Origin of the sequence: Desulfovibrio inopinatus DSM 10711, from assembly GCF_000429305.1 — a bacterium.
Lineage (GTDB): Bacteria > Desulfobacterota > Desulfovibrionia > Desulfovibrionales > Desulfovibrionaceae > Alteridesulfovibrio > Alteridesulfovibrio inopinatus.
On record NZ_AUBP01000001.1, the window covers coordinates 1 to 21,755 of the forward strand.

At 48.0% G+C, this 21,755-nt stretch carries 12 protein-coding genes and 1 pseudogene; 8 read left to right on the plus strand and 5 right to left on the minus strand.

Going from position 1 to position 21,755, the window contains the following annotated elements:
- On the minus strand, positions 1 to 279 hold a 279-nt coding region (locus tag G451_RS33495; protein ID WP_027182666.1), incomplete at its 3' end, for a transposase.
- Between the two features lie 59 nt (positions 280 to 338).
- On the opposite strand from G451_RS33495, the gene G451_RS0100010 reads away from it, so the two are divergent.
- From G451_RS0100010 to G451_RS0100015, 3 genes and pseudogenes are all read left to right on the plus strand, one after another.
- Entirely contained in the window at positions 339 to 1,028 is a 690-nt protein-coding gene (locus G451_RS0100010) for a hypothetical protein (protein WP_027182667.1), read from the plus strand.
- Between the two features lie 82 nt (positions 1,029 to 1,110).
- Positions 1,111 to 1,257 (plus strand): annotated as a pseudogene (locus tag G451_RS34900) (transposase); the annotation flags it as partial.
- A complete protein-coding gene (locus tag G451_RS0100015) occupies positions 1,240 to 2,019 on the plus strand; it encodes a sulfatase-like hydrolase/transferase (RefSeq protein ID WP_281171539.1) in 780 nt (259 codons plus the stop codon). The pseudogene G451_RS34900 and the gene G451_RS0100015, both read left to right, overlap by 18 nt.
- Positions 2,020 to 2,079: 60 nt before the next feature.
- On the opposite strand, the gene G451_RS0100020 is transcribed toward G451_RS0100015, so the two are convergent.
- Positions 2,080 to 2,982, minus strand: coding sequence for a polysaccharide deacetylase family protein (locus G451_RS0100020; protein ID WP_034640088.1), 903 nt, complete (start codon positions 2,980 to 2,982; stop codon positions 2,080 to 2,082).
- 250 nt (positions 2,983 to 3,232) lie between these two features.
- On the opposite strand from G451_RS0100020, the gene G451_RS31970 reads away from it, so the two are divergent.
- A complete protein-coding gene (locus G451_RS31970) occupies positions 3,233 to 5,503 on the plus strand; it encodes an ATP-binding protein (RefSeq protein ID WP_051260945.1) in 2,271 nt (756 codons plus the stop codon).
- Here G451_RS31970 and buk read toward each other — a convergent pair.
- Both buk and G451_RS31975 read right to left on the minus strand, forming a co-directional pair.
- Positions 5,498 to 6,610: a butyrate kinase gene (buk, locus tag G451_RS26525; protein WP_084448265.1), complete on the minus strand. Its 1,113-nt coding sequence runs from the start codon at positions 6,608 to 6,610 to the stop codon at positions 5,498 to 5,500. The two genes, G451_RS31970 and buk, sit on opposite strands and share 6 nt — an antisense overlap.
- Before the next feature lie 2 nt (positions 6,611 to 6,612).
- Complete coding sequence (locus G451_RS31975; protein WP_169727795.1) at positions 6,613 to 9,030, minus strand: ATP-binding protein; 2,418 nt, start codon at positions 9,028 to 9,030, stop codon at positions 6,613 to 6,615.
- A gap of 141 nt (positions 9,031 to 9,171) precedes the next feature.
- On the opposite strand from G451_RS31975, the gene G451_RS0100050 reads away from it, so the two are divergent.
- Positions 9,172 to 11,874 (plus strand): bifunctional acetate--CoA ligase family protein/GNAT family N-acetyltransferase, encoded by a 2,703-nt coding sequence (locus G451_RS0100050; RefSeq protein ID WP_027182672.1) that lies wholly within the window; start codon positions 9,172 to 9,174, stop codon positions 11,872 to 11,874.
- Positions 11,875 to 12,317: 443 nt separating this feature from the next.
- Complete coding sequence (locus tag G451_RS31980; RefSeq protein ID WP_051260947.1) at positions 12,318 to 15,140, plus strand: response regulator; 2,823 nt, start codon at positions 12,318 to 12,320, stop codon at positions 15,138 to 15,140.
- Positions 15,141 to 15,284: 144 nt separating this feature from the next.
- On the opposite strand, the gene G451_RS0100060 is transcribed toward G451_RS31980, so the two are convergent.
- Complete coding sequence (locus G451_RS0100060) at positions 15,285 to 16,376, minus strand: microcin C ABC transporter permease YejB (protein ID WP_027182673.1); 1,092 nt, start codon at positions 16,374 to 16,376, stop codon at positions 15,285 to 15,287.
- Between the two features lie 151 nt (positions 16,377 to 16,527).
- On the opposite strand from G451_RS0100060, the gene G451_RS0100065 reads away from it, so the two are divergent.
- Entirely contained in the window at positions 16,528 to 17,439 is a 912-nt protein-coding gene (locus G451_RS0100065) for a ribokinase (protein WP_027182674.1), read from the plus strand.
- 114 nt (positions 17,440 to 17,553) lie between these two features.
- On the plus strand, positions 17,554 to 21,651 hold the full coding sequence (locus tag G451_RS31985) for a PAS domain S-box protein (RefSeq protein ID WP_156921451.1): 4,098 nt from the start codon (positions 17,554 to 17,556) through the stop codon (positions 21,649 to 21,651).
- Positions 21,652 to 21,755 lie beyond the last annotated feature (104 nt).

The window sequence follows — 21,755 nt, forward strand, 5'->3', positions numbered from 1 at the left end:
ATGAATCACTTCGAGATCCGCTTCTCGGGAAAAAGTAGCAAGAATTTCTTGCCAAATATGAGACTTGGCCAAAGCATTGAACCGTTTATAAACAGTTTGCCAGGGGCCAAATTCCTCTGGGAGATCACGCCATGGGGCACCGGTACGGAGAACCCACACGATGCCGTTGAACATAAGTCGGGCATCTTTGGGTGGTCTACCTCGCCGTTCTTGGCGAGGTGGGCAAAGAAAAGGCTGGAAGCGCTGCCATAGATCGTCTGAAATGTTGTGGCGACTCATCTGGATACAATGCTATAACCAATCTCAATGTCTAGGATTTTATTTAGAAACACGCCCTAATGAAAATAATTCTTTTTATTTTTTTGATTATGTTTACCTGCAGTTGTGCCCCTAAAGTTGCAATTCACCCGCTGCAACATAGAGTTGGTCAGAATGTCCAATATAATACCTTGGCAAAAACAAGTGTCGGGGACATTATTTTTTCTCAATATGAGTACTATAGTGGACAAGGTGCAAGCTTACTGGAAGGGATATCGCAAGGTGCAGCTCTTGGAACAGTTAATATCCCTCCTGGAGATATTTTATTTTCCTCTGTGATAGGAAGAAAAGAGGCATATTGCACAAGAGAAAAAAGATATATTGACCATTTGGTTGGCCCATATCGTATTGTTTGTTTATTCGATGAAACAAACAATGGTCGGTTCGACAAGTTATGGGTTTCTCCAGGGATCGTTCCGTTTACTTTTTCAATTAAGAATCCCGCGCTATATAAAAAGACAGAAATAGTAAGTGGCATCAGCTCCGGATTTAAATATGAACTGATTTATCAAGGAATCGACAAGGGAACGTTGCGAATTTTTTATCGTGAGTTCATTGATAATATGGCAAGACCTGCATACCAACAAGATTTTACATACACATTAGAAGAGAATGAGCCGACTATGATTACGTTTCGAAAGACAAGAATCCAGGTTATTTCTGCTGATAATAATACTGTAGAGTATAAGGTGTTGTCTGGATTCGAGTAAGAGCGACTAACAAAACCTAACGAATCTTCTTGAAGGCTCTTATTTCTTTCAGTGGAAGGTGTTTATAAAGCCCACTGAATTTGAACGCCTTAGCCGTCATCGCTGGGTTGTAGAGCAAGCTTTGTCCTGGTTGAGCTTTGGAAAACTACGCATTCGCTATGAGCGAAGTGCTGACACGTATTTCGCTCTTTGTTCCCTTGCTTGCTGTGTCATTCTTTCAGGTTTTGTTAGTCACTCTGAATACTGCCGTTTCTACGCGCACCTTCATTCCGCCGTGGACAAACAAATCGCCGCCGTGCTGGACAAGCTGGACGAAAAGGGGCTCACCGAAGACACCTTTATTTTTCGTTTTGCAGACCACGGGGAACAGGGTTGGTCCCACCAATCGATAGAAAAGGGCGTGAACAGTTACCAGGAAACCATCAATGTTCCCATGATCATCTCCAATCCGAAACTCTTCCCCGAAGGACGAACCACAACATCCTTCTCCAGCCTGATCGACCTGGTTCCCACCGTCGCCGAAATAACCGGTGCCGCCTCCCCCGAAGACCTCAAGAGCAAGGGAATCTGCGGCAAGTCGCTTGTGCCCATCATAAGCGACCCGAACGCCAGCGTTCGCGACAACATCATGTTCTACACAGAAGATTTCGAATATTTCTTCAACAAATACCTCGGCATGCACAACGCCTTCGCAACCATCCCGGCCAAAATCCGCAGCATCCGCTTCGAAGACTGGATGTATGCCGTCTACTTCACCAACACAGGAACAAAACTTCAGTACGAGATGTACAACCTCACCGACGACCCCGGCCAAATGACCAACCTCGCCTGGGGATCACGAAAACAAGCAAACCACGCCCAAATGCAAAAACTCCACGACATGCTGACCGCCGAACTGGAGACGTACAACGCGTTGCCTAAAGGGTTCCAGTGGCCGGGGAGGGGAGGAGTGTTGGGAGAAGCTCAGAGGGGGAGAGCATATGCTGTGTGAGGCGGTCCCCAAACATGGAGAGGATTGAGTGAGGACCATCCTGTTCGTTTGGTGAACCTGTTATAGGGATTGTGCGCGTTGTCGCCAGTGACGAGCAATATCAATCCGGCGGGCGAACCATACCTTGCCTCTGGCGTGAGCGTGGTCTAGGAATCGCTCCAACCCGATAATCCGGCTGGGATGGCCAATGAGGCGCGGGTGAAGGCCAATCGACATCATGCGGCCTCCTTCGCGTTGCAACCAGTCGAACGCATCAATGGTGCAACGGGCAAAGTCTTCGCCGTGGACGAAGTTACCGATGGGCATGAAACGCATGTCATTGGTTATAAATGAGTAGGGGACGACAGCATGCGTCTTTCCTGCGACATCTTGTAGGAAGGGAAGATCGTCGTTATAGGCGTCGGAGTCATATTCAAACCCGGCTTCAACAAGCAGTCGGCGAGTGTTGGGGGATGCGGCTCCTTTCGTATGCCAGCCGAGAGGGCGAGTGCCTGTTGCCGTTTCAATAGCCTTCACGGAACGAGCAATGATGTCCCGCTCATGGTCTTCCGACATATTGGCGTGACCTTCCCAACGATAGCTATGACAGGCCAGCTCATACCCGCGTTCGGCCATGTCTTGTGCGAGCCATGGCGCTTGGTCGACGGTGCGGCCGCAAATACTGACAGTGCAGGAGATACCGAAACGCTCCAGAAGGCGAACGATGCGCCAGTAACCCGCACGAGGGCCATAATCGAAATGCGAGGAGAGGCAAGGGTTGGGGACATCGCGTACAGGTTCAATGATCTCATAAACACTTTCATTGGCTTCATCATGCTGGGCAAGAGACAATTCTGCTCCGGCCTCTGCATTGATGACGATCGATATGGCCATACGCGCATTCTCCGGCCATTGCGGATCTGGTGGCTCTGGACCATATCCGCGAAGATCACGATCGGTCCAGGAAGGCGTAGTCAACGTCATGCGTTCCTCCTTGGAAGCTATTGAGTTCGGGAAAGCGGTCCTCTCCTCTTTTTCATGGTTAACACCATACACAGAAATCAAAGAAAGTCGAAATGAGATTGAACCGAGATGTTTTCTCATGTTTGGTGTGGCGCAACGCAGGGAAATATGTCACTAATTTGTTATCAAATGTTTTGTCTGGCTCTTGTTTTGCGGTGGGGATAAGCAGGGGAAAGCCCATTAATTGTGTGTGGTCTCAGAGGGTTAAGAAATGCGGTTCCCGTGGTCAGTTAAGCTGAATATGCTGCTCGCTGTTTTGCTGAGTCTCCTTCCTATGGTTGCTCTTATTGTAGCTTCAGGAAAAGAGCGTCGAACACACGAAATAAATCATGCAAAGCAAACAACAATGCGTCTTGCAGATTCATATGCCTTCTCTGAAGAGCAGGAATTGCGCCGTATTAAAAGAGTTCTTGATAATTTAGCCCAAACACATGCCGTCCAATCCTTCGATGAACATGCCTGCAATATACTTTTTAGAGAATACCTTGGGGCGAATCCCAATTATGCCAACTTCGCGTTGATCAACACAAACGGCTTTGCCGTGGCTTCGGCGCTTCCTTTTAAAAAACCGAAAGATCTTTCACAGCGCAAGGAAATCATGGATGTCTTGCGAACAGAGAGTTTTTCAATCGGTGAGTATTCCGTGGGAAAAGTCAGTCGACTTCAAATTCTTCCGGTGGCATCGCCCGTCTTTGATCAAAATGCTAAAATGATTGGTATTCTTATTGCGACGTTAAAGCTCCAAAAGTACACGACATTGTTTCAAAATTCGAATCTTCCTCCAGGGTCATTTGTCGCCTTGGTTGATTACAGAGGGATGCGCTTATTTCGTTGTCCCCAAGATGATCGTAAAATAGGAGGAAAGATTCCTGAGAATGTATGGAAGAAAGTCGTAGCAATTTCACAGAGTGGAATCTTTACAGCGGAGTCAAAAAACAACGCACAACTTGTGATTGCCGTTCGTCGTTTACGTTTCGACGAGAATGCTCAGCCATATCTCAATCTCATTGTTGCGATTCCGGAACAAATGGTTATTGCCAGAGCAGATGCTATCACCACGGTATATTTGAAATGGGGAGGCGTGGCCATTGTGTTGTCCTTTCTTTTGGTGTGGGTGATAGGGCATTTTGCAATACACACCAGATTGTTGCGACTGGTTTCGGTCGCTCAACGACTGGGGGCGGGAGATTTGACGGTACGATCCGACCTGGAAGACCCTCACGGTGAGATCGGAGTATTATCAAAGGCTTTTGATAGCATGGCAAGTGCGTTGGAACGGGATGCGCTTGCACGCGATAAAGCGAAATTTGAAGCAGAGAAGGCCAATGCTGCGAAAACAATTTTTCTTGCCAATATGAGCCACGAGATACGGACTCCACTTAATGGCATTGTTGGCATGCTGCAGCTTCTGAAACGAACTTCGCTGAATGATGACCAGAGAGAATACATTGAGTATGCCTTTCGGGCCAGTGGTCGATTGACACAATTGCTTTCAGACATTCTTGATTTATCCAAGGTTGAGGCAGGCAGAATGACGCTTGCTTCGGAGCTCTTTGATTTTAAAGATACGATGAATGCAATAGAACAACTTTTTGACCCGAATGCGAAGGAAAAAGATTTGGCCCTGCGAATGTACATTGATCCCAATATTCCTTGCTGGATGATGGGGGATGCTCTCCGGTTACAGCAAATTTTGAGTAACCTTGTTGGGAATGCAATAAAGTTTACGCATACAGGGTCTATTGAGGTGCAAGCCTACCATCTTCCCTCATCCAAAAATGACGAATGTCGCGTCTTGTTCTCTGTCTCCGATACTGGCATCGGAATGGATAACGCTATGCTGAAAAAGCTCTTCACGCCTTTTAGCCAAGAGGAAGAAAGTTTTTCCAGACGCTTCCAAGGTGCAGGCTTGGGGTTGGCCATTTGCCAACGTCTTGTGGAGCTTATGGGGGGAAGTATGGCCGTTGAAACAGAGAAGGGTGTTGGATCGAGTTTCTATTTCACCATTCCTTTTCAACATACCAAAGATGCGATACAGCCGCTTTTTGCGAGTATTGATCGTCCGAGCCACGTGGACATACATATACTGCTCGCTGAGGATGATAGACCTTCAGCCTTGTATGTTGCAAAACTTCTTGAAGAATATGGATATCATATAGAGCATGTGTCTGACGGACAGCAAGTCTTGACTAAACTGCAGGAAGAGTCGTTTCATCTTGTCCTGATGGACATACAGATGCCAATACTTGACGGAGTTGAAACGACAAAAGCCATTCGTCGTGGAGCCGCAGGCGAAAAGAACAAAAGTATTCCTATTATTGCTTTGACGGCGTATGCTATGGCAGGAGATAAGCGAAAATTTCTTCAGACCGGGATGAATGCTTATCTTTCCAAACCGGTCGACATAGAGATGCTTGTACGCATTTTGAACAAAATAGGAATATATGGAAAGGACGCGTCTTCCAACGCGCTCGCACTATAGAAAATCGTCGCAATGTACCCGAGGGGTATGTGCATAAAGCTGTACTTCCACATCGCCATGAAGTGCCATAAAACCGCCTTCCGCCATAGCGCGGAGTTCGCCGAGGTCGGGAACAACCAGAACCGTTGACGTGGGAGCAAGGAGGTCGGTGAGACAATTGGTGAGATTGATGCTGCCTGCCATGCCACCGGTTAATACGAATGCATCTGCTTGCGCGACATTATCGACATAGAGCGAAGGGAGGAGGCTGGCTGCATATTTGGCGATGTTGAGGCACAGTGCCTTGAACACTATTGGGGCGTGTTGATCGCCTGCCTCGATACGACGTTCCACTTCGCGCAGGTCATTGGTACCGAGGTGCGAGGTGAGCCCCCCTTGTGTCAGAACAATTTTGCGAAGTTCTGGAATGGTGAATTGTCCTGCCTCAAGACGATCAAGAAGAGGCAACAACGGCAAGGCACCTGTTCGTTCCGGTGAGAATGGTCCTTCGCCGTCCAGGGCATTGACGACGTCAACCACGCGTCCGTGGTCGTGCGCAGCAAGTGAAACACCGCCGCCCATATGGACGACAACGAATTTGCCTTCTTCATACGTGATGGAGAGCCTGGTTGCTGCTTGCCGTGCCGCCGCCCGATGCGAGAGTGCATGAAAGACGCTACGACGTTGCAAGCCGGCGAGGCCGGTTACCCGGGAGAGGAGTCGCATTTCATCGGTAACGACGGGGTCAACGATGAATGCGGGTTTGCCGGTTTGTTCAGAGAGATGGTGAGCAAGAAACGCTCCGAGATTGGAAGGGTGTTCTCCATATTTGGCGCATGCTAAATCGTCGAGTAGATCTTGAGTAATTGCATACACGCCACCTGGAATTGGTCGAAGTAAACCACCGCGACCGACAATGGCATCAATGCTGGACAACGGGGCATTGTGTTCGGCAAGACACGTGGCGACAGCGTCTTGACGAAACTTGAGTTGATCCATCGCTCGCTCAAATCGGAGCAGCATGCTTTTCTCATGCTGAATGGTTTGTGTGAACAGGACCGTGTGTTCATCGAACAAACCGACTTTGGTGCTTGTGGAGCCGGGATTGATGGTAAGAATACGGGGCATGGCTAATTCAATCCTCCTTGTTCCAGGGGACATTTCGCTGCTACGTTCGTGGTGTCGTCACGCAATAAGCCGTCGAATCGATGGTGTAACCGGGCAACCTCATACTGGAGTTGATTGAGTAACGAAGAACGGGATCGAGTTGGGTTCAACCGAACAGCATCATGCAATACGCGGGCCTGACGGCTCAACGAGTGTGCCCCTATTGAGGCGGACGTACTGATGAGTGTATGAGTGATACGGCGAAACTCGACAATATTTTGTTGCATTTCCGCACGGTCGAGCGCATCGAGCGAACGATCGATTTCCGCTACGGCAACATGCAGAATAGGGATGAATTCATCGCAAGTCAGGCCGAGTTCTGCAAGAAGAACATGGAGATCGTTTTGATCGATATTACACGGTGTTGTCTCAATTTGATCGTACACCAAAATATTGGGTTGTCGCGTGTGTATATACTCGCGTAATGTCGCGTTGAGATTGGAAAGAGAGACGGGTTTGACGACATATCCGTTCATTCCTGCGGCACGACAAGCGGCCTCAGCATCGCCGACAACATGTGCGGTCATGGCAATAATGGGAATGTGGGGATTGCGCACGCTGGACTCTCCACGTCGAATACGACGAGTAGCTTCAAGACCATTCATTTCCGGCATTTCGATATCCATGAGAACGATGTCGTAGTCATCGTGTGCCAATGCGACGAGGGCTCCATGTCCATTGTGAACACGATGATGGGTGTGACCAAGCCGTTCGAGTTGCATGCTTGCGAGCTTACTGTTGAATGCGTTGTCTTCAACCAAAAGGATATGAAAAGACGGCTCTTTCGGCAACGACTTGTCCAAATTTTTTGGGTGTGGCACGCTGGGACCTACATTGTGACGTGTTGCTACGGCTTGGTGTGCAATTTCCACCGGGAGGGAAAGCTGAAAGTGACTTCCCGTGTTGGGAGCAGATGAGACTGTAATATGACCACCAAGCAGCCGTGCCAGTTTACGCGAAATAGCAAGACCAAGTCCCGTCCCGCCTTGACGACGATTCAATGATGCGTCGGTTCGGTGGAAACTGTTGAAAATGGTTTCAATCTGGCTTTCATCAATGCCGATGCCCGTATCAATGACATCAAAGACCAACGTCGTGTGGTCTGAGGAGGTTGAACGGGCCGTAATATGAAGGTGCACTTCGCCCGTATCGGTGTATTTAATGGCGTTGCCGACAAGATTGACGAGGATTTGGCGTACCCGGTGTGAGTCGGTGATAACCTGTTGTGGAATGTCGGTGGCTGCGTGCAAGGTAAAACGCAAGCCTTTTTTCTGGGCTTCGAAGCGCAGTGGGTTTATGGCAAGAAGGACCGTAGACATCAGGTCAAATGGTTTCGAAGCGAGAAGCGTTTTGCCAGCATCTAGTGCAGAAAAGTCGAGAATATCATTGACGACATCAAGCAAAAGTCGTGAAGCATCCTGCAATATGCTGACACAAGTGGACTGTTCGTCATCCAACTGGGTTTGCTCAAGCATTTCAGCCATGCCGATGACGGCATTCAGCGGAGTACGGATTTCATGACTCATGGTCGCAAGGAATTGCGTTTTCGTATTGGCAAGTGTTTCGGCTTCTTGCTTGGCGTTACGTAAACGCTTTTCCAGACGTTTTTGTGGCTCGATATTGTCAAATGCCCAGATAGCTCCTTTGGTGGGAGTATTGTAAACGAGTGGTTTGGCGGTGAGTCGTACCCAGATATGTTCGCCGTCTTTTCGACATAGCTGGCGTTCTGTAGTAAACACGCCGGTTTTACGGATCTGGTTTCGACTTTTTTGGACAAATGTCTCAAAATCGTTTTTACTGTCGAAAAGTTCAATGCAGTTCAGTGTTGTGGTTGTGTTGGGATCATATCCCATGATTTCGAGAGCCCGCCGGTTGGCACGCAAAATGATAAGATTTTTGACCAGAGCAATGCCGAACAATGTATTGTCGAACATGGCTTCGAGTTCGCCATAGGCGTTAGCGAGCAACTCTGTCGATCGTTCTCGTTCCACCTCGATGCGTTTTCGCTCGGCCAGCTCCGTTTCCAGTCGTCGTTTCAGATCTCGAAGACTTCCGGTGATGAAGCCGGTAACGAGAAAGACGACGTGGGCGGCAACAAAATTGGATCCGAACAATGGTGGAAGAAAATGGTCGTCAATGCGTAAAAATTGGACAAGATTGATCGGAATAAGAACAGCGCCGAGAATGAGTCCACCACGACGACCGAAAGAAAATGCGGCCACAAGCAATGGTATCATGCTACAAGCAATACTTGCTCGGCCGACGATATTATATAACGGTGGAATGGAAAAAGCGTATGCTATCAGAAGGACAATGCATACGAGAAATGAGAGAAGTGCTGGTCGCACCGTAGAGGAACAAGATGAACGTGATGTATTCACACTGAGTCCAGTACTAAAAAAGTGTAAATGTTGCTACGTGACATACGATGTGTTTTCTACGACTGTACAAATGTTTCTTTATGATTGCTCGATCAACTTTTCAAGGCTACACTTAATGAAAGCCTGCCAGGAGGTTCAGTCATGAGTTTGAGTAGTCTCGACGCCATGTTCAAGCCCAACTCCGTGACCGTTATCGGGGCGTCCAATGAATCCGGCAGTGTCGGCAATATTGTTATGCGAAATTTGCTTGGAGGCAAGTTTCTTGGTCCTGTCATGCCGATCAGCCCAGGGCAAGACTCGGTTATGGGGATTCTATCGTATAAAGACGTCGATACTCTTCCGTTGACTCCCGACCTTGGCATTATCTGTAGTGAGCCGAATTTGATTCCTGACTATATCCGTGGACTTGGCCGACGCGGTGTACGCTCGGCCGTGGTCTTGCCTCCTGGATGGCAAAAGCTTCTCAAAAAAGAGAAATGGGCGCTTCATCAGAAGATGCTCGACATGGCAAGACATTATGAAATGCGTTTACTGGGTCCGAGCGGCCTTGGGCTTATTGTCCCTGGCGTTGGTCTCAACGCGAGCTTGAGCGCCACGGATGCATTGCCTGGAAAGATTGCGTTTGTTTCCCAGTCGGCTTCGTTGTTTACGGCTGTTGTCGATTGGGCTCGCAGCTCAGGGATAGGGTTTTCGCATATTATTTCTCTCGGCGAAGGGATTGATCTCGAGTACGGGGATTTACTGGATTACCTGGCAGCCGATGTCAACGTGCGCTCGATTTTGCTGTATGTCGATACCGTCTCCAATGCCCGTGACTTTATCAGTGCGTCTCGTGCTGCCGCTCGTAACAAACCTGTCCTTGTCATCAAGCCCGGACGAAAGCTGTGGTGTGCTGATTGTATTGCCGCTTCAAGCGAGAAAAGTCTGGACGAAGTGTATGACGAAGCATTTCGTCGTGCTGGTATTTTGCGGGTGTTCGAGATTGATTCACTCTTTGATGCCGCGCGAACACTTGTTCGGGCTCAACCTCTTTTGGGCGATAAATTGGCGATTTTGACCAATGGTGGAAGCATTGGGGTTATGGCCGCCGATTCCTTGCTCGGTGGAGGCGGCAATCTGGCTGACTTTTCTGAAGACACACAAAAGGCCTTAAGTAGTCTCCTTGGTCCCAACTGGTGCCGAGAAGGCATTGTTGACATGAGCTTCAATGCATCGGGAGATACGTATGTTGATGCGCTCAAGGTTATTATCAAAGACAAAGATGTGAGCGCTGTTCTTGTTATGCACGTGCCGTTTGCTGGCGTTTCGGGTGAAGATGTCGCCGAAGCAGTGTCGAAAGTCCTCAAAAAAACAAAGCGTACAGGACTCACCTGCTGGCTTGGTTTTGATATCGCCGAAGGAGCCCGTGAAATTTTCGCGAAGCATGGTATTCCCACGTATGAGACGCCGGATAAAGCCGTTGGTGCTTTTCTGTACATGATGCACCATCGGCGTAACCAAGAATTGCTCATGGAAATGCCATCCTCCCTGCCGACCGACTTTTTACCCAACACAGAGAAGGCCAAAGCTGTCATCGATGCCGCTTTGGACGAAAATCGTTATGAATTGTCGGCGGATGAAGCACAAATCGTTCTTGGTGCCTATGGTATCCCCATTGTTGAAACGCGGTTGGCCAAGTCGCCGGATGAGGCTCGGGATGCTGCTGTCGACCTGGGTGGGCCTGTTGCGTTGAAGATTGTTTCTCCGGACATTCCCCAGCCTTTTGAAGTTGGGGGTATTACTTTGGATATTGAAGACCCGGCAACTGTTGATGATATTGCTCGATCTATGATTTCTCGTGTCACCAAGCTCCGTCCAGATGCAGGTATAACCGGCTTTCTGGTACAAAAAATGGGACGTAAACCCGCAGCACGCGAATTACTGATACGTGCTTCCGTCGACCCCATTTTTGGACCGTATGTCATATTTGGCCAGGGAGGACTGGCCGCCGCAATTAATCGTGACAAAGCTGTGGCGTTGCCGCCGCTCAATATGACCCTGGCCCGAGATTTGATTTATCGTACTCGTGTCTCGTTGTTTCTTGCTGGCAGACAAGATGAACCTGAAGCGGATATGGACTCCATTTCTCGCGCCGTCATTATGGTCTCGCAGTTGATTTCCGATATAGCGCAAGTGACCGATGTTGATATCAATCCCATTTTGGCCGACCATCAGGGAGTGACGGTGCTGAATGCACGCATCAAAATTGCCCGCGTTGACGTCGAGCCACAGAATCGGCTGGCAATACGCCCATATCCCCGCGAGTTGGAAGAATGCGCCGTACTTTCCAATGGTCAGCAGGTACTGTTGCGCCCCATTAAGCCCGAAGATGAGCCAGCCCATTATGATTTTTTTACCTATCTCGAACCGGAAGACCTCCGATTTCGTTTTTTTGGGATTGTACGAGAACTGTCACATCGTGAAATGGCCAGACTTACTCAAATCGATTATGAACGAGAAATGGCGTTTATTGCATCGGCAACGCGAGATGATGGGACTCCCGAAACTCTCGGCGTCGTTCGTGCCTCGCTGAAACCGGATATCAACTGGGCTGAGTTCGCGATCATTATTCGCTCGGACCAAAAAGGTCAGCGTTTGGGCTCCATCCTTATGGATAAAATGATTCGTTTTCTGAAGGATCGTGGCATTGCTACGGTGACGGGACAGGCTCTGGTTGACAACAAGGGAATGCAGGGGTTGGCCCGGAAATTCGGTTTCAAAATTATCAAAGATATCGATGAAGATGTGGTCGATATGCGACTTTCCCTTACCGATATGGAGACACAGCACTCATTGTCGGGGTAACCCGTCTCAGATGGCGTTTTTGATTGAAACGCTGGTGGTTCTTCTTTTATAGAATCTATTCTGTGCTGTGTTTTTTATAAATCAGTGTGTTATCGTGTAAAAGTGTCCGCGTTGCGTTGTGTTTTGAATTGACGCCATTGTGTCAAGTATTTGATGATAAAACCACGTATAAACGCAACACAAAGGACATTATGAAGGTGTTTCCAGTGTATTCGGACCTGGCATCAAGGGGAGGATTACTGTTCTCGGTGTGTGTTGGAAACGAAATTATTCTGCGAGATTGGTACGTTGCGCTCACAGATTGTCATATTGATTTTCGACGACTGACGTCGTAGCGTTTTCGCATTCGTTGAAGGTGCAGACTGTAAAGATAGAAAATGTTTTTCTATTCTTTCTGAACGTCTTTCACGCAGAGAGTTTTTATAGAGTGGAGAGACACGTTCATGGGGTTGCATTGGAGATGGTTGGTTGTATTTTTCGTTGCACTCCCTGTCTTTTGGTTAGAGGGAGGGACTGGTGCATGGGGCCAATGGGATCGGTCCCAAACCCTTCGGGTCGGCGTGCCAGGCTCGTTTGAACCGTTCTATTCTCTTCATCAAGGTGAGCTTTCCGGTTTTGCCATTGATTTCTTCGACATTTTATCCAGTCGACTCGGCCTTTCCAAAGAGTATGTAATTTTTGACTCCTGGGAGGCCGCCGATCAGGCACTGCAAGCCCACACCATCGACCTGATTCCCAATATGGGAGTTACGGCGTCGCGAAGCAACTTTGCCGCGTTTACTGTGCCATATGATACGATAAGCATTTCAGTCTTTGTTCGCGAAAATAATACGAATATTACCTCGTTGCAGGATCTCTCCCATTGCCGTGTCGGTGTCATGAAACTGAATGTCGGGGAAGCACTGGCCAAACAACATGGATTGTACGATGTTGTCGTGTATGAAAATCAAAATGATTTACTCATTCATTTACTTTCCGGCCATGTTGACGCTGTCATCTTTGCAAAAAGTGTCTTTCTTTGGGCCGCTTTCGATGCAGGGCTTGTTAAGCGCATCAAGGCTGTAGGGGAACCGCTTTTGGAGGTGAAGCGAGCCATTGCCGTCGCAAAAGATGAGCCTGCCTTGTTTGCCTTTCTCAATACACAACTGCTTGAGTTTCTGAAGACACCCACCTTTAAAGAACTCTACACGAAGTGGCATGGCGATACCATGACGGATGGTTTCCAAATAAAACATGTCGTTATTCTGGCCGCTTTCGTGCTCGGATTGGTGGTATTGGCATTTAATTTTTATAGAAAACGTAGCCATCGCCTTCGTGTTGCGGCGGAAGCGGGGGAACGTCGGTACAAGCAATTGTTCACGGAAATGATTGCTGGCGCGGCGTTGCACGAAATTATTGTGGACAAGGAAGGCAATCCGGTTGATTACCGTTTTCTTGATATGAACCCCGAATTCGAGCGCATGACCGGTTTACGTCGTGAAGACATTCTGAACAAGACGGTTCGCGAGGCCTTGCCAGAAATCGAATCCTATTGGATTGAGCATTATGGCAAGGTGGCTTTGACTGGACAACCCATTCATTTTGAAGAATATAGTCAGGATATCGATAAGTATTTCGAAGTACGTGCTTATTGCCCGCAACCAATGCAATTCGCCGTGATATTTGTTGATGTCACTCAAGAGCGCAAAGCGCTTCGTGCTTTGAAAGAATCTGAACAGCGTTTTCGCAGTATATTAGAACGCATTCCGGAAGTGGGTGTTTCCATTGCTCCGGATGAATCTATTCTTTTTGTCAATACGCATTTACTTGAAATGACGAAATGGAGAAGAGAAGACATTATCGGGAAAAATTGGTTTGATATTTTCATTCCGGAACACGATCGAGCACGTATTCGGTCGGTATTTAAAACAGCCATGCAAAGCAAAGATTGGGATCCGTATTCTTCGTATGAAAATGAAATCTTGCTTAGAGACGGAACAACACGAAAAATTTCATGGTCCAATGTACTTTCTCGAGATCACAATGGAACCATTCTTGACGTGACCTGTTTAGGCACGGATATGACCAGCAGGATCAGAGCGATTGAAGATGCCAAGCAGGCGAGTCTCGCGAAAAGTGTTTTTTTGGCAAATATGAGCCATGAAGTGCGCACTCCGATGAACGGTATTCTCGGTATGCTACAATTGCTCAAGCTGACCGCACTCGACACCACGCAAGAAGGGTATGTTCAGGTGGCCATTGATGCTTCCCGGCGACTGACACGCTTGCTCTCTGATATTATCGACTTGTCAAAAATCGAGGTTGGAAAAATCGATATTATTGACGAGGACGTTGACTTGCGTGCTGTGGCCCAAGAAACGAGAGAGCTTTTCCTCATGAATATTGATCCGGATGCCGTGAAGTTCGATCTGATTATCGACAGTACAATTCCTGAAACGGTCAGGGGGGATGAAGCCCGGCTACGCCAGATCCTTACGAACATTGTGGGGAATGCTGTTAAATATACCCAGAGAGGGAATATCTCTCTGAATATGTGGAATTTGTTGGGGGGAGGGAATGGTACGGCACGTGTTCTTTTCGAAGTCACAGATACTGGTATCGGGATTTCTGAAGATATGCTGGACTTTGTGTTCGAGAAGTTTACGCAGGCCGACACGTCGTTTACTCGTCGTTTTCAGGGGGCAGGCTTGGGGCTCTCTATCGTGAAAAGTCTTGTTACAGCCATGAAAGGCAATATCGCCATTATGTCCGAGCCCAATGTTGGAACAAGCCTCTTTGTCACTATTCCATTTGAAGTTCGGCGACCGGATCAGACAGAGCCCGATGAGATAGGCTCTACTTCGTCCTCAGCGTCACTCTCCGTGTTGATCTGTGAAGACGATGAGGTCAATCGTATTGCTTTACGTGAGATGCTTTCCAGCTTGGGGCACCGGGTCGATAGTGCCACCAATGGGCTGGAGGCTTTGGAATACTTAGAGAACACCACCTATGATCTTCTTTTGATGGATATCCAAATGCCGGTTTTGAACGGCGTCGATACCACACAACGTATTCGGACGGATCCAAAATATTCTGCGCAAGCGTCCATACCGATTATCGCGATAACGGCATACGCCATGAGTACCGATAAAGATATTTTTCTTGATGCCGGTATGGATGACTATATCGCCAAACCTCTGGATTTCGACAAACTTTTCCAGTTGATCGAAAAGTGGGATGGGAAGTCCCATGGTATACGGCGTCAAGAAAAGAAACCAGAGGATTGATCCGCTTCCGTCTAACGGAGCTTGCAGGCCGTTTTCCTTTATTGTGACCTCGCCATTCCACTTTGTGTACTCATTCCTTGGGGTGCGCCTTGCTTCTGTTTGAGAGGCTTCATCTTCGTTTTTTTTCGTGAAAACCGCATGGTTTTACCGCCCTTCGAAATCGATACGTGGGTCGACGAGGGTATAGGTTATATCACTCGCCAACTTCGTGAAGAGGCCAATGATGGTGAAAATATAGAGTGTTGCAAACATGACAGGATAGTCCCGGCTGACGGTAGATTCGAACCCAAGGAGTCCAAGGCCGTCCAAAGAAAAAATCACTTCGATCAAAAGCGATCCTGTAAAGAATAAACTGATAAAAGCGGCGGGAAAACCGGCGATAATGATGAGCATGGCGTTGCGGAAAACATGTCCGTAGAGAATGCCTTTTTCATCTAACCCTTTGGCACGTGCTGTTACCACGTATTGTTTGTGAATTTCTTCAAGAAATGAGTTTTTGGTGAGCATCGACAGCGTTGCAAAGCCACCAATGACAATCGCGGTGACGGGCAGAGCGAGATGCCAAAAATAGTCACCGATTTTGCCAAGCAATGACAGTTGGTCGAAGTTGGAAGACGTAAGCCCTCGTAAGGGAAACCAATTGAAGTACGAGCCTCCGGCAAACAACACGATAAGTAAAATTGCAAAAAGGAAAACCGGGACGGCATTGCCGATGACAATTGCCGTACTTGTCCAAACATCAAAAGGAGAGCCGTGGCGTACGGCTTTTTTGATGCCGAGAGGAATAGATATGGCGTAAATGATGAGCGTACTCCAGAATCCGAGTGAAAAGGAAACCGGAAGCTTGGAGATGATAAGATCAAGCACTCGCTCGTTGCGGAAAAAACTTTCACCGAAATCAAACATGGCGTAGTGTTTCAACATATCCACATAGCGTTCCCAGATGGGTTTATCGAAACCGTACATTTTCTTGATACGCCCGATAATTTCCGGATCGAGTCCTTGCGAGCCGCGATAGTTTGAATTGGAATCGGTTGTGCTGGCCATTGGACGAGTTTCACCGCCACCTTGGCCCGTGACACGCTCCATGACGCCGCCACCTGCATGATGAAGGCGGGCGATATATTGTTCAACCGGACCACCTGGTGCAATCTGGACAACAAAGAAATTGATGGTCATGATGCCGAGGAGTGTCGGTATCATGAGAAGAAGACGTCGTAAAACATAGGCCGTCACATTGTTCCTCCTTCGTGTGACATACGTGTGCTGCCGGAGTGTAGCCTATTTGTCAGCCAGCCGTAAACTCCGGTTGGACCGAGCATATTGATATGGTTGCCTCCATCATGGCATTCCCCCCAAAGCGTACATTCTTTAAGGAGTCTTGCTCGTGGCTATTCTGAATTTCGGTTCACTCAATATTGATCACGTGTATTCATTTACTCGATTTGTACGGCCAGGAGAGACTATCTCATGCACCGACTACCAACGGTTTGCCGGAGGAAAGGGATTGAATCAATCCGTCGCATTGGCCGCTGCTGACGCAACGGTCTTTCATGCTGGTAAAGTTGGTCCGGACGGAGAGCAGCTTCTTGCTGTACTCAAAGAGCATGGCGTTGACTCCCGATTTGTCGCAGTTGATACGATACCTTCAGGTCATGCGATTATTCAGGTGGATGCCGAGGGAGAGAATTCCATTTTTTTGTATCCCGGCGCGAATCATGCCATTCATCATGATGAAGTTTCCAGCGTTCTGAAGCATTTTGATAAGGATGATATTGTTCTTCTACAAAACGAAGTGAATGCTACGGATTATATTATTCGAGAAGCCGCGGCTAAAGGGATGACCATTGTATTCAATCCCGCGCCAATGACACCAGAGGTCTTGTCATATCCATTAGAATGTATTGATTGTTTCATTCTTAACGAAACCGAGGCACAAGGTATGTCAGGTGGTATACACTCGGACAATATTCTGGAAGACCTTCATGCACGGTTTCCGCATGCAACGATTGTCTTGACCTTGGGGAAACGAGGTGTAGTGATTGCAGAGGGTAGCGAGGTGATTGAAGTTCCTGCTTTTCCAGTACAGGCCGTTGATACGACAGCGGCGGGAGATACATTTGTCGGGTATTTTCTTGCGGAAAAGAGTCATGGGAGGAGTACGACATCGGCGTTGCAAATAGGCTGTGCGGCATCGGCATTATGTGTGGGCAAAACGGGTGCCGTTCCTTCTATTCCACAGCGGGCTGACGTGGAGGCGTTTCTACGTCTGCATGGGACTATGTTGCCTTGTGAGTGACCATGGGGGAGGCTGTGACAAATGATCCGATGGTCATTGCTATGAAGGCGGAAAACAGCCACAATAATAGAAAATTTTTTGATACGGTTCGACCTTTTTGACAAATTGATTACCATGAATATTTTTCCCAACTCCCCAAGCCGGCATAATGGCTTTCCTCTCAAGCTCCTTATAACTGTTGTTGTCGGGGCTCTTTTGGTGGTGTGCTTCCAAGGGATTTCTGCTTGGTTTGTTGGCAAGCATATTATCAATATACAAAAAACCCATGTGGTAGCCGTAGAGCTAGCCGGGGCCATGGCCCAGCTTGATACTTCATTGACAGCTTCGGCCCGTTTGGCCGCATCCACAGGAGATCCGCGTTATGAGACCCTGTATATGGATGCGGAGAAAAATCTCGAATTTCTTCTTAACGCCTTACGACCTATCCTCTCCGCGAGTAGTCTCGTTGCCCTTGATCGAGTTTGCGGTGCAAACTCGTTTATTGTTAACATGGAAAAGCAATCCATCGCGCTTGTTCGGCAAGGCAAACCTGATGAAGCCATGGCGTTGTTGTCCAGTGATGACTACGTTCGGGAGAAAAAGCAGTATACTGAAGGATTGCAGCAATTAATGCAGAAAATGAAGGCTGACTCTGCGGCCGGATTGGATGACGCTGCATGGGTTTCCAATCTCATGGCCGGGACCGGAGTCATTTTTTCCCTGATTTTGTTCCTTCTTCTGGCTTTTATCTATCGCCGTTCCCAACGTGCGTTTGAAAAGAAACGTTTGGCTGAAAACGAAGCAACACAAACTCGTCTTCATCTGCAAGAACGTATTGACGAGGCAACCGTCGAATTACGTCAGGCCAATGCGTCGCTAGCTGCTCAAATTGAGCGCCGGCGTAAAACTCAAGAAGAGCTTGGCGCGAGCAATGAACGCTTGTCTAATGTACTGAAGAACATGAGTGACGGTCTTGTCATTTATACGGCTGCTGACGACGGTGAAGATTTTTTCATTACGGAATTCAATGATGCTGCTGAACGTATCGAGCGCATTTCTCGTGAGCACGTTATCGGTCAAACCATAACCAGTGTGTTTCCCGGTGTCGTCGAGTTCGGTTTGCTTGATGTCTTGCGGCGTGTCTACAAAACAGGCGTTGCCGAGAATTTACCCGTGTCATTTTATGTGGATCATCGGCATCAGGGGTGGCGAGATAATTTTGTTTTTCGGCTGCCGACACAGGAAGTCGTGGCCATTTATTCAGACGAGACTGACCGTCGACGAGCCGAAGAAGCTCTGCGTGACAATGAAGAACGTCTGCAATTGGCTATGCGAGGTGGCAAGCTTGGTTTTTGGGATTGGGATATCAGAACCGGTGAAGTTGTCTATAACGAACGCTGGGCTGAAATTATTGGATACAAGCTTGATGAAATCGAGCAATCATACAGAACTTGGGAAACTCGTCTCCACCCGGATGATCGTGACTTGGTTCTTGGAGCAGTGGCCGACCATCTCGATGGAAAAACGTCTATTTTTGAGTGTGAGCATCGAGTATGGCGTAAGGATGGCCGTTGGCAATGGGTGCTTGGTATTGGAAGGCTATCAAAATTTGATGAGAATAATCAGCCCCTGCGCATGACGGGCGTCATGCTAGATATTTCAACCCGGAAGCAGACCGAAGAGCGTCTTGCCGAGTCTGAGCGGCGTTTTCGTAACGTTATTCTTACTTCGGGTGACTGGATATGGGAAACCGATGTCAAAGGGCGTTACGCATATGTCTCTGATACCATCCAAGAAATTCTCGGTGTTTCGCCAACGGATCTTATTGGTAAGAAACCCTATGACCTCATGACTCCTGACGAAGCCAAGTTGGCGAGAGATGCATTCTATCGGTCGGCGCACAATAAAGAACCTATTGTCGATCGGGAAAATTGGTATCGTAAGGTGACAGGGGAAGCAATTTGTCTGTTAACGAATGCGGTACCGCTTCTTGATGCCGCTGGCGAATTGACCGGGTATTTTGGAATCGACAAAGACATCACGTTCCGCAAAGAAGCAGAGAGAAATCTGGAACTGCGTCTTTTTGAACTCGACACGCTCAACGAGCTGAGCCGACGTATCAGTGCCAATCTTTCACTCGACATTGTCGTAAAAAGCGCCATTGAAGGAGTTCGTGGCCCCATCAACCCCGACCTCGTGGTGTTGTTCTTGTTACGAGATAATGAGTTGAAAGCGCATGATATCTATACCAACCAGATTGAATTCACGGATAAGCGCCTTCTCCCGAGCGAGTTCGGGGAGTGCCTTTGTGGAATTGCCGCAAAAAAAGGCAAGCCGGTCTATTCTCTTGATATTCACACGGACGAGCGGTGTACTCACGACGAGTGTAAAAGAGCTGGGATAACCTCCTATGCATCCATCCCCATTGTCATTGGCACCGATGTCGTTGGAGTGCTCGGTATAGGATCGGTTCGGCGACGCGACTTTTTAAAGCAAAGTGAATTTATTGAATCCATGGCGGCGGTTATTTCTACAGGAATTAATAATACCTTGTTGCATCAACAAGTGATCGACTATGCCGACACTCTGGAGGTTCGCGTCACGGAACGGACTGCCGAGTTGAATCAGGAAATTGAAGAACGGCAGCGCATCGAAGATGAACTTGTAGCAGCCAAGAATCAAGCAGAAGCCGCAAATTCGGCGAAAAGCGAGTTTCTCGCCAAGATGAGTCACGAGATTCGCACTCCCATGAATGCGATCATCAATATGAGTGAATATGTGTTGCTTCTCGATCCAACGGAAGAGCAACAGGACGGTATTGAAACCATTCGTCAGGCCGGCCGCCATCTTCTCGCCGTCATTAACGATATTCTTGATATTTCCAAGGTTGAGGCCGGAAAGTATATTTTGGAGGCGGTACCATTCGACCTCATTGAAACTCTGCGCGCAACGTTGGCATCAATGGAACAGCAGGCAAGAGGGAAAGGACTTTTTTTGAATCTGAATACGGAAGATTCATTTCAACGGTTCTTCATTGGTGATCCTGTTCGCATTCAACAAATATTGATTAACCTTGTCGGGAATTCTCTCAAATTTACTGACAAGGGAGGGGTCACGGTCACAGTATATTGTGAAGACGGTGCATGTACCGTTGATGCCGCTGAAGATGAACCTTCATTCGCGCTGTTGGGATTTCATATTACCGACACGGGGATTGGTATTCCTGAAGACAAGATTGATCACATTTTTGATGCATTCAGCCAGGTGGATAGTTCCACAACCCGACGTTTTGGTGGCACGGGCTTAGGCCTTGCCATTACGAAGCAACTTGTGGAAATGATGGGAGGCAAACTGACCGTAGAAAGCGAGATAGGAAAAGGAACGACTTTTTCTTTCCGTTTAAAGTTGCCACGTGCTCGTGCCGACCAGGTTAAGAGCGGTGCTTTGGCTGTTTTTGATGATGCGACCTCCCATGAACATCCTCTTTCCATTCTTTTGGTTGAAGACAATGAAGAGAATGTCAAAGTCGCCCGCGCACTGATCGGGAAGCTCGGCCACCATGTTCTTGCTGTCCCAAACGGACGCGAGGCCATTGAGGCATTGAAAGAGGCGACATTTGACTTGGTATTCATGGATTTGGAAATGCCTGTTATGGACGGGCTTGAGGCCACTCGTCGCATTCGTGCTGGGGAATCGGGGGATGCGGCACGACAGGTACGAATTATAGCTTTGACTGCTCATGCATTAACCGGCTATCGCGAAAAATGTATTGCCGCAGGGATGAATAGTTACCTCTCCAAACCGTTTTCTTTTCAGGAGCTTATCGGCTTACTTGGCCGTGTAAAAACAACTGAAGAGAAACATGGAAACCAAGACCATGACATTGGAGAAGGAACATCCATTCTCGATACCATAGCAGCATTGCGTCGTTTTGGAGATGACGTTGAGCTGTACGATGAAATTTGCAATGATTTACTGCAGTTGATTCCGGGAAAGTTGCAACGATTTAGAACTTTGCTTGAAACTGGCGATCTTGAAGAACTTGCTTTGCTTGTCCATTCGTTTAAAGGGAACTGTGCGACGGTGGGAGCCGAAAATTGCCGCGGCTCGGCAGCCTCTCTCGAAATCGCTGCGCGGGAAGGTCGAAGAGAAAACGTGAACAAGCTTTTCCCTCTTTTTCTTAATGATATTGAAGAGTTGCGTGGCGCCCTGAAGCGGCGTATCGACGCGTAAGTGCCATAAACACCATAACCGCAATGAAAATCATGCTATGGAGGGTTGAATCCTTCCTCTTCGCTCTGTGTTCTTTGGTGTCACCGGCAACGCTGGAATGGCAT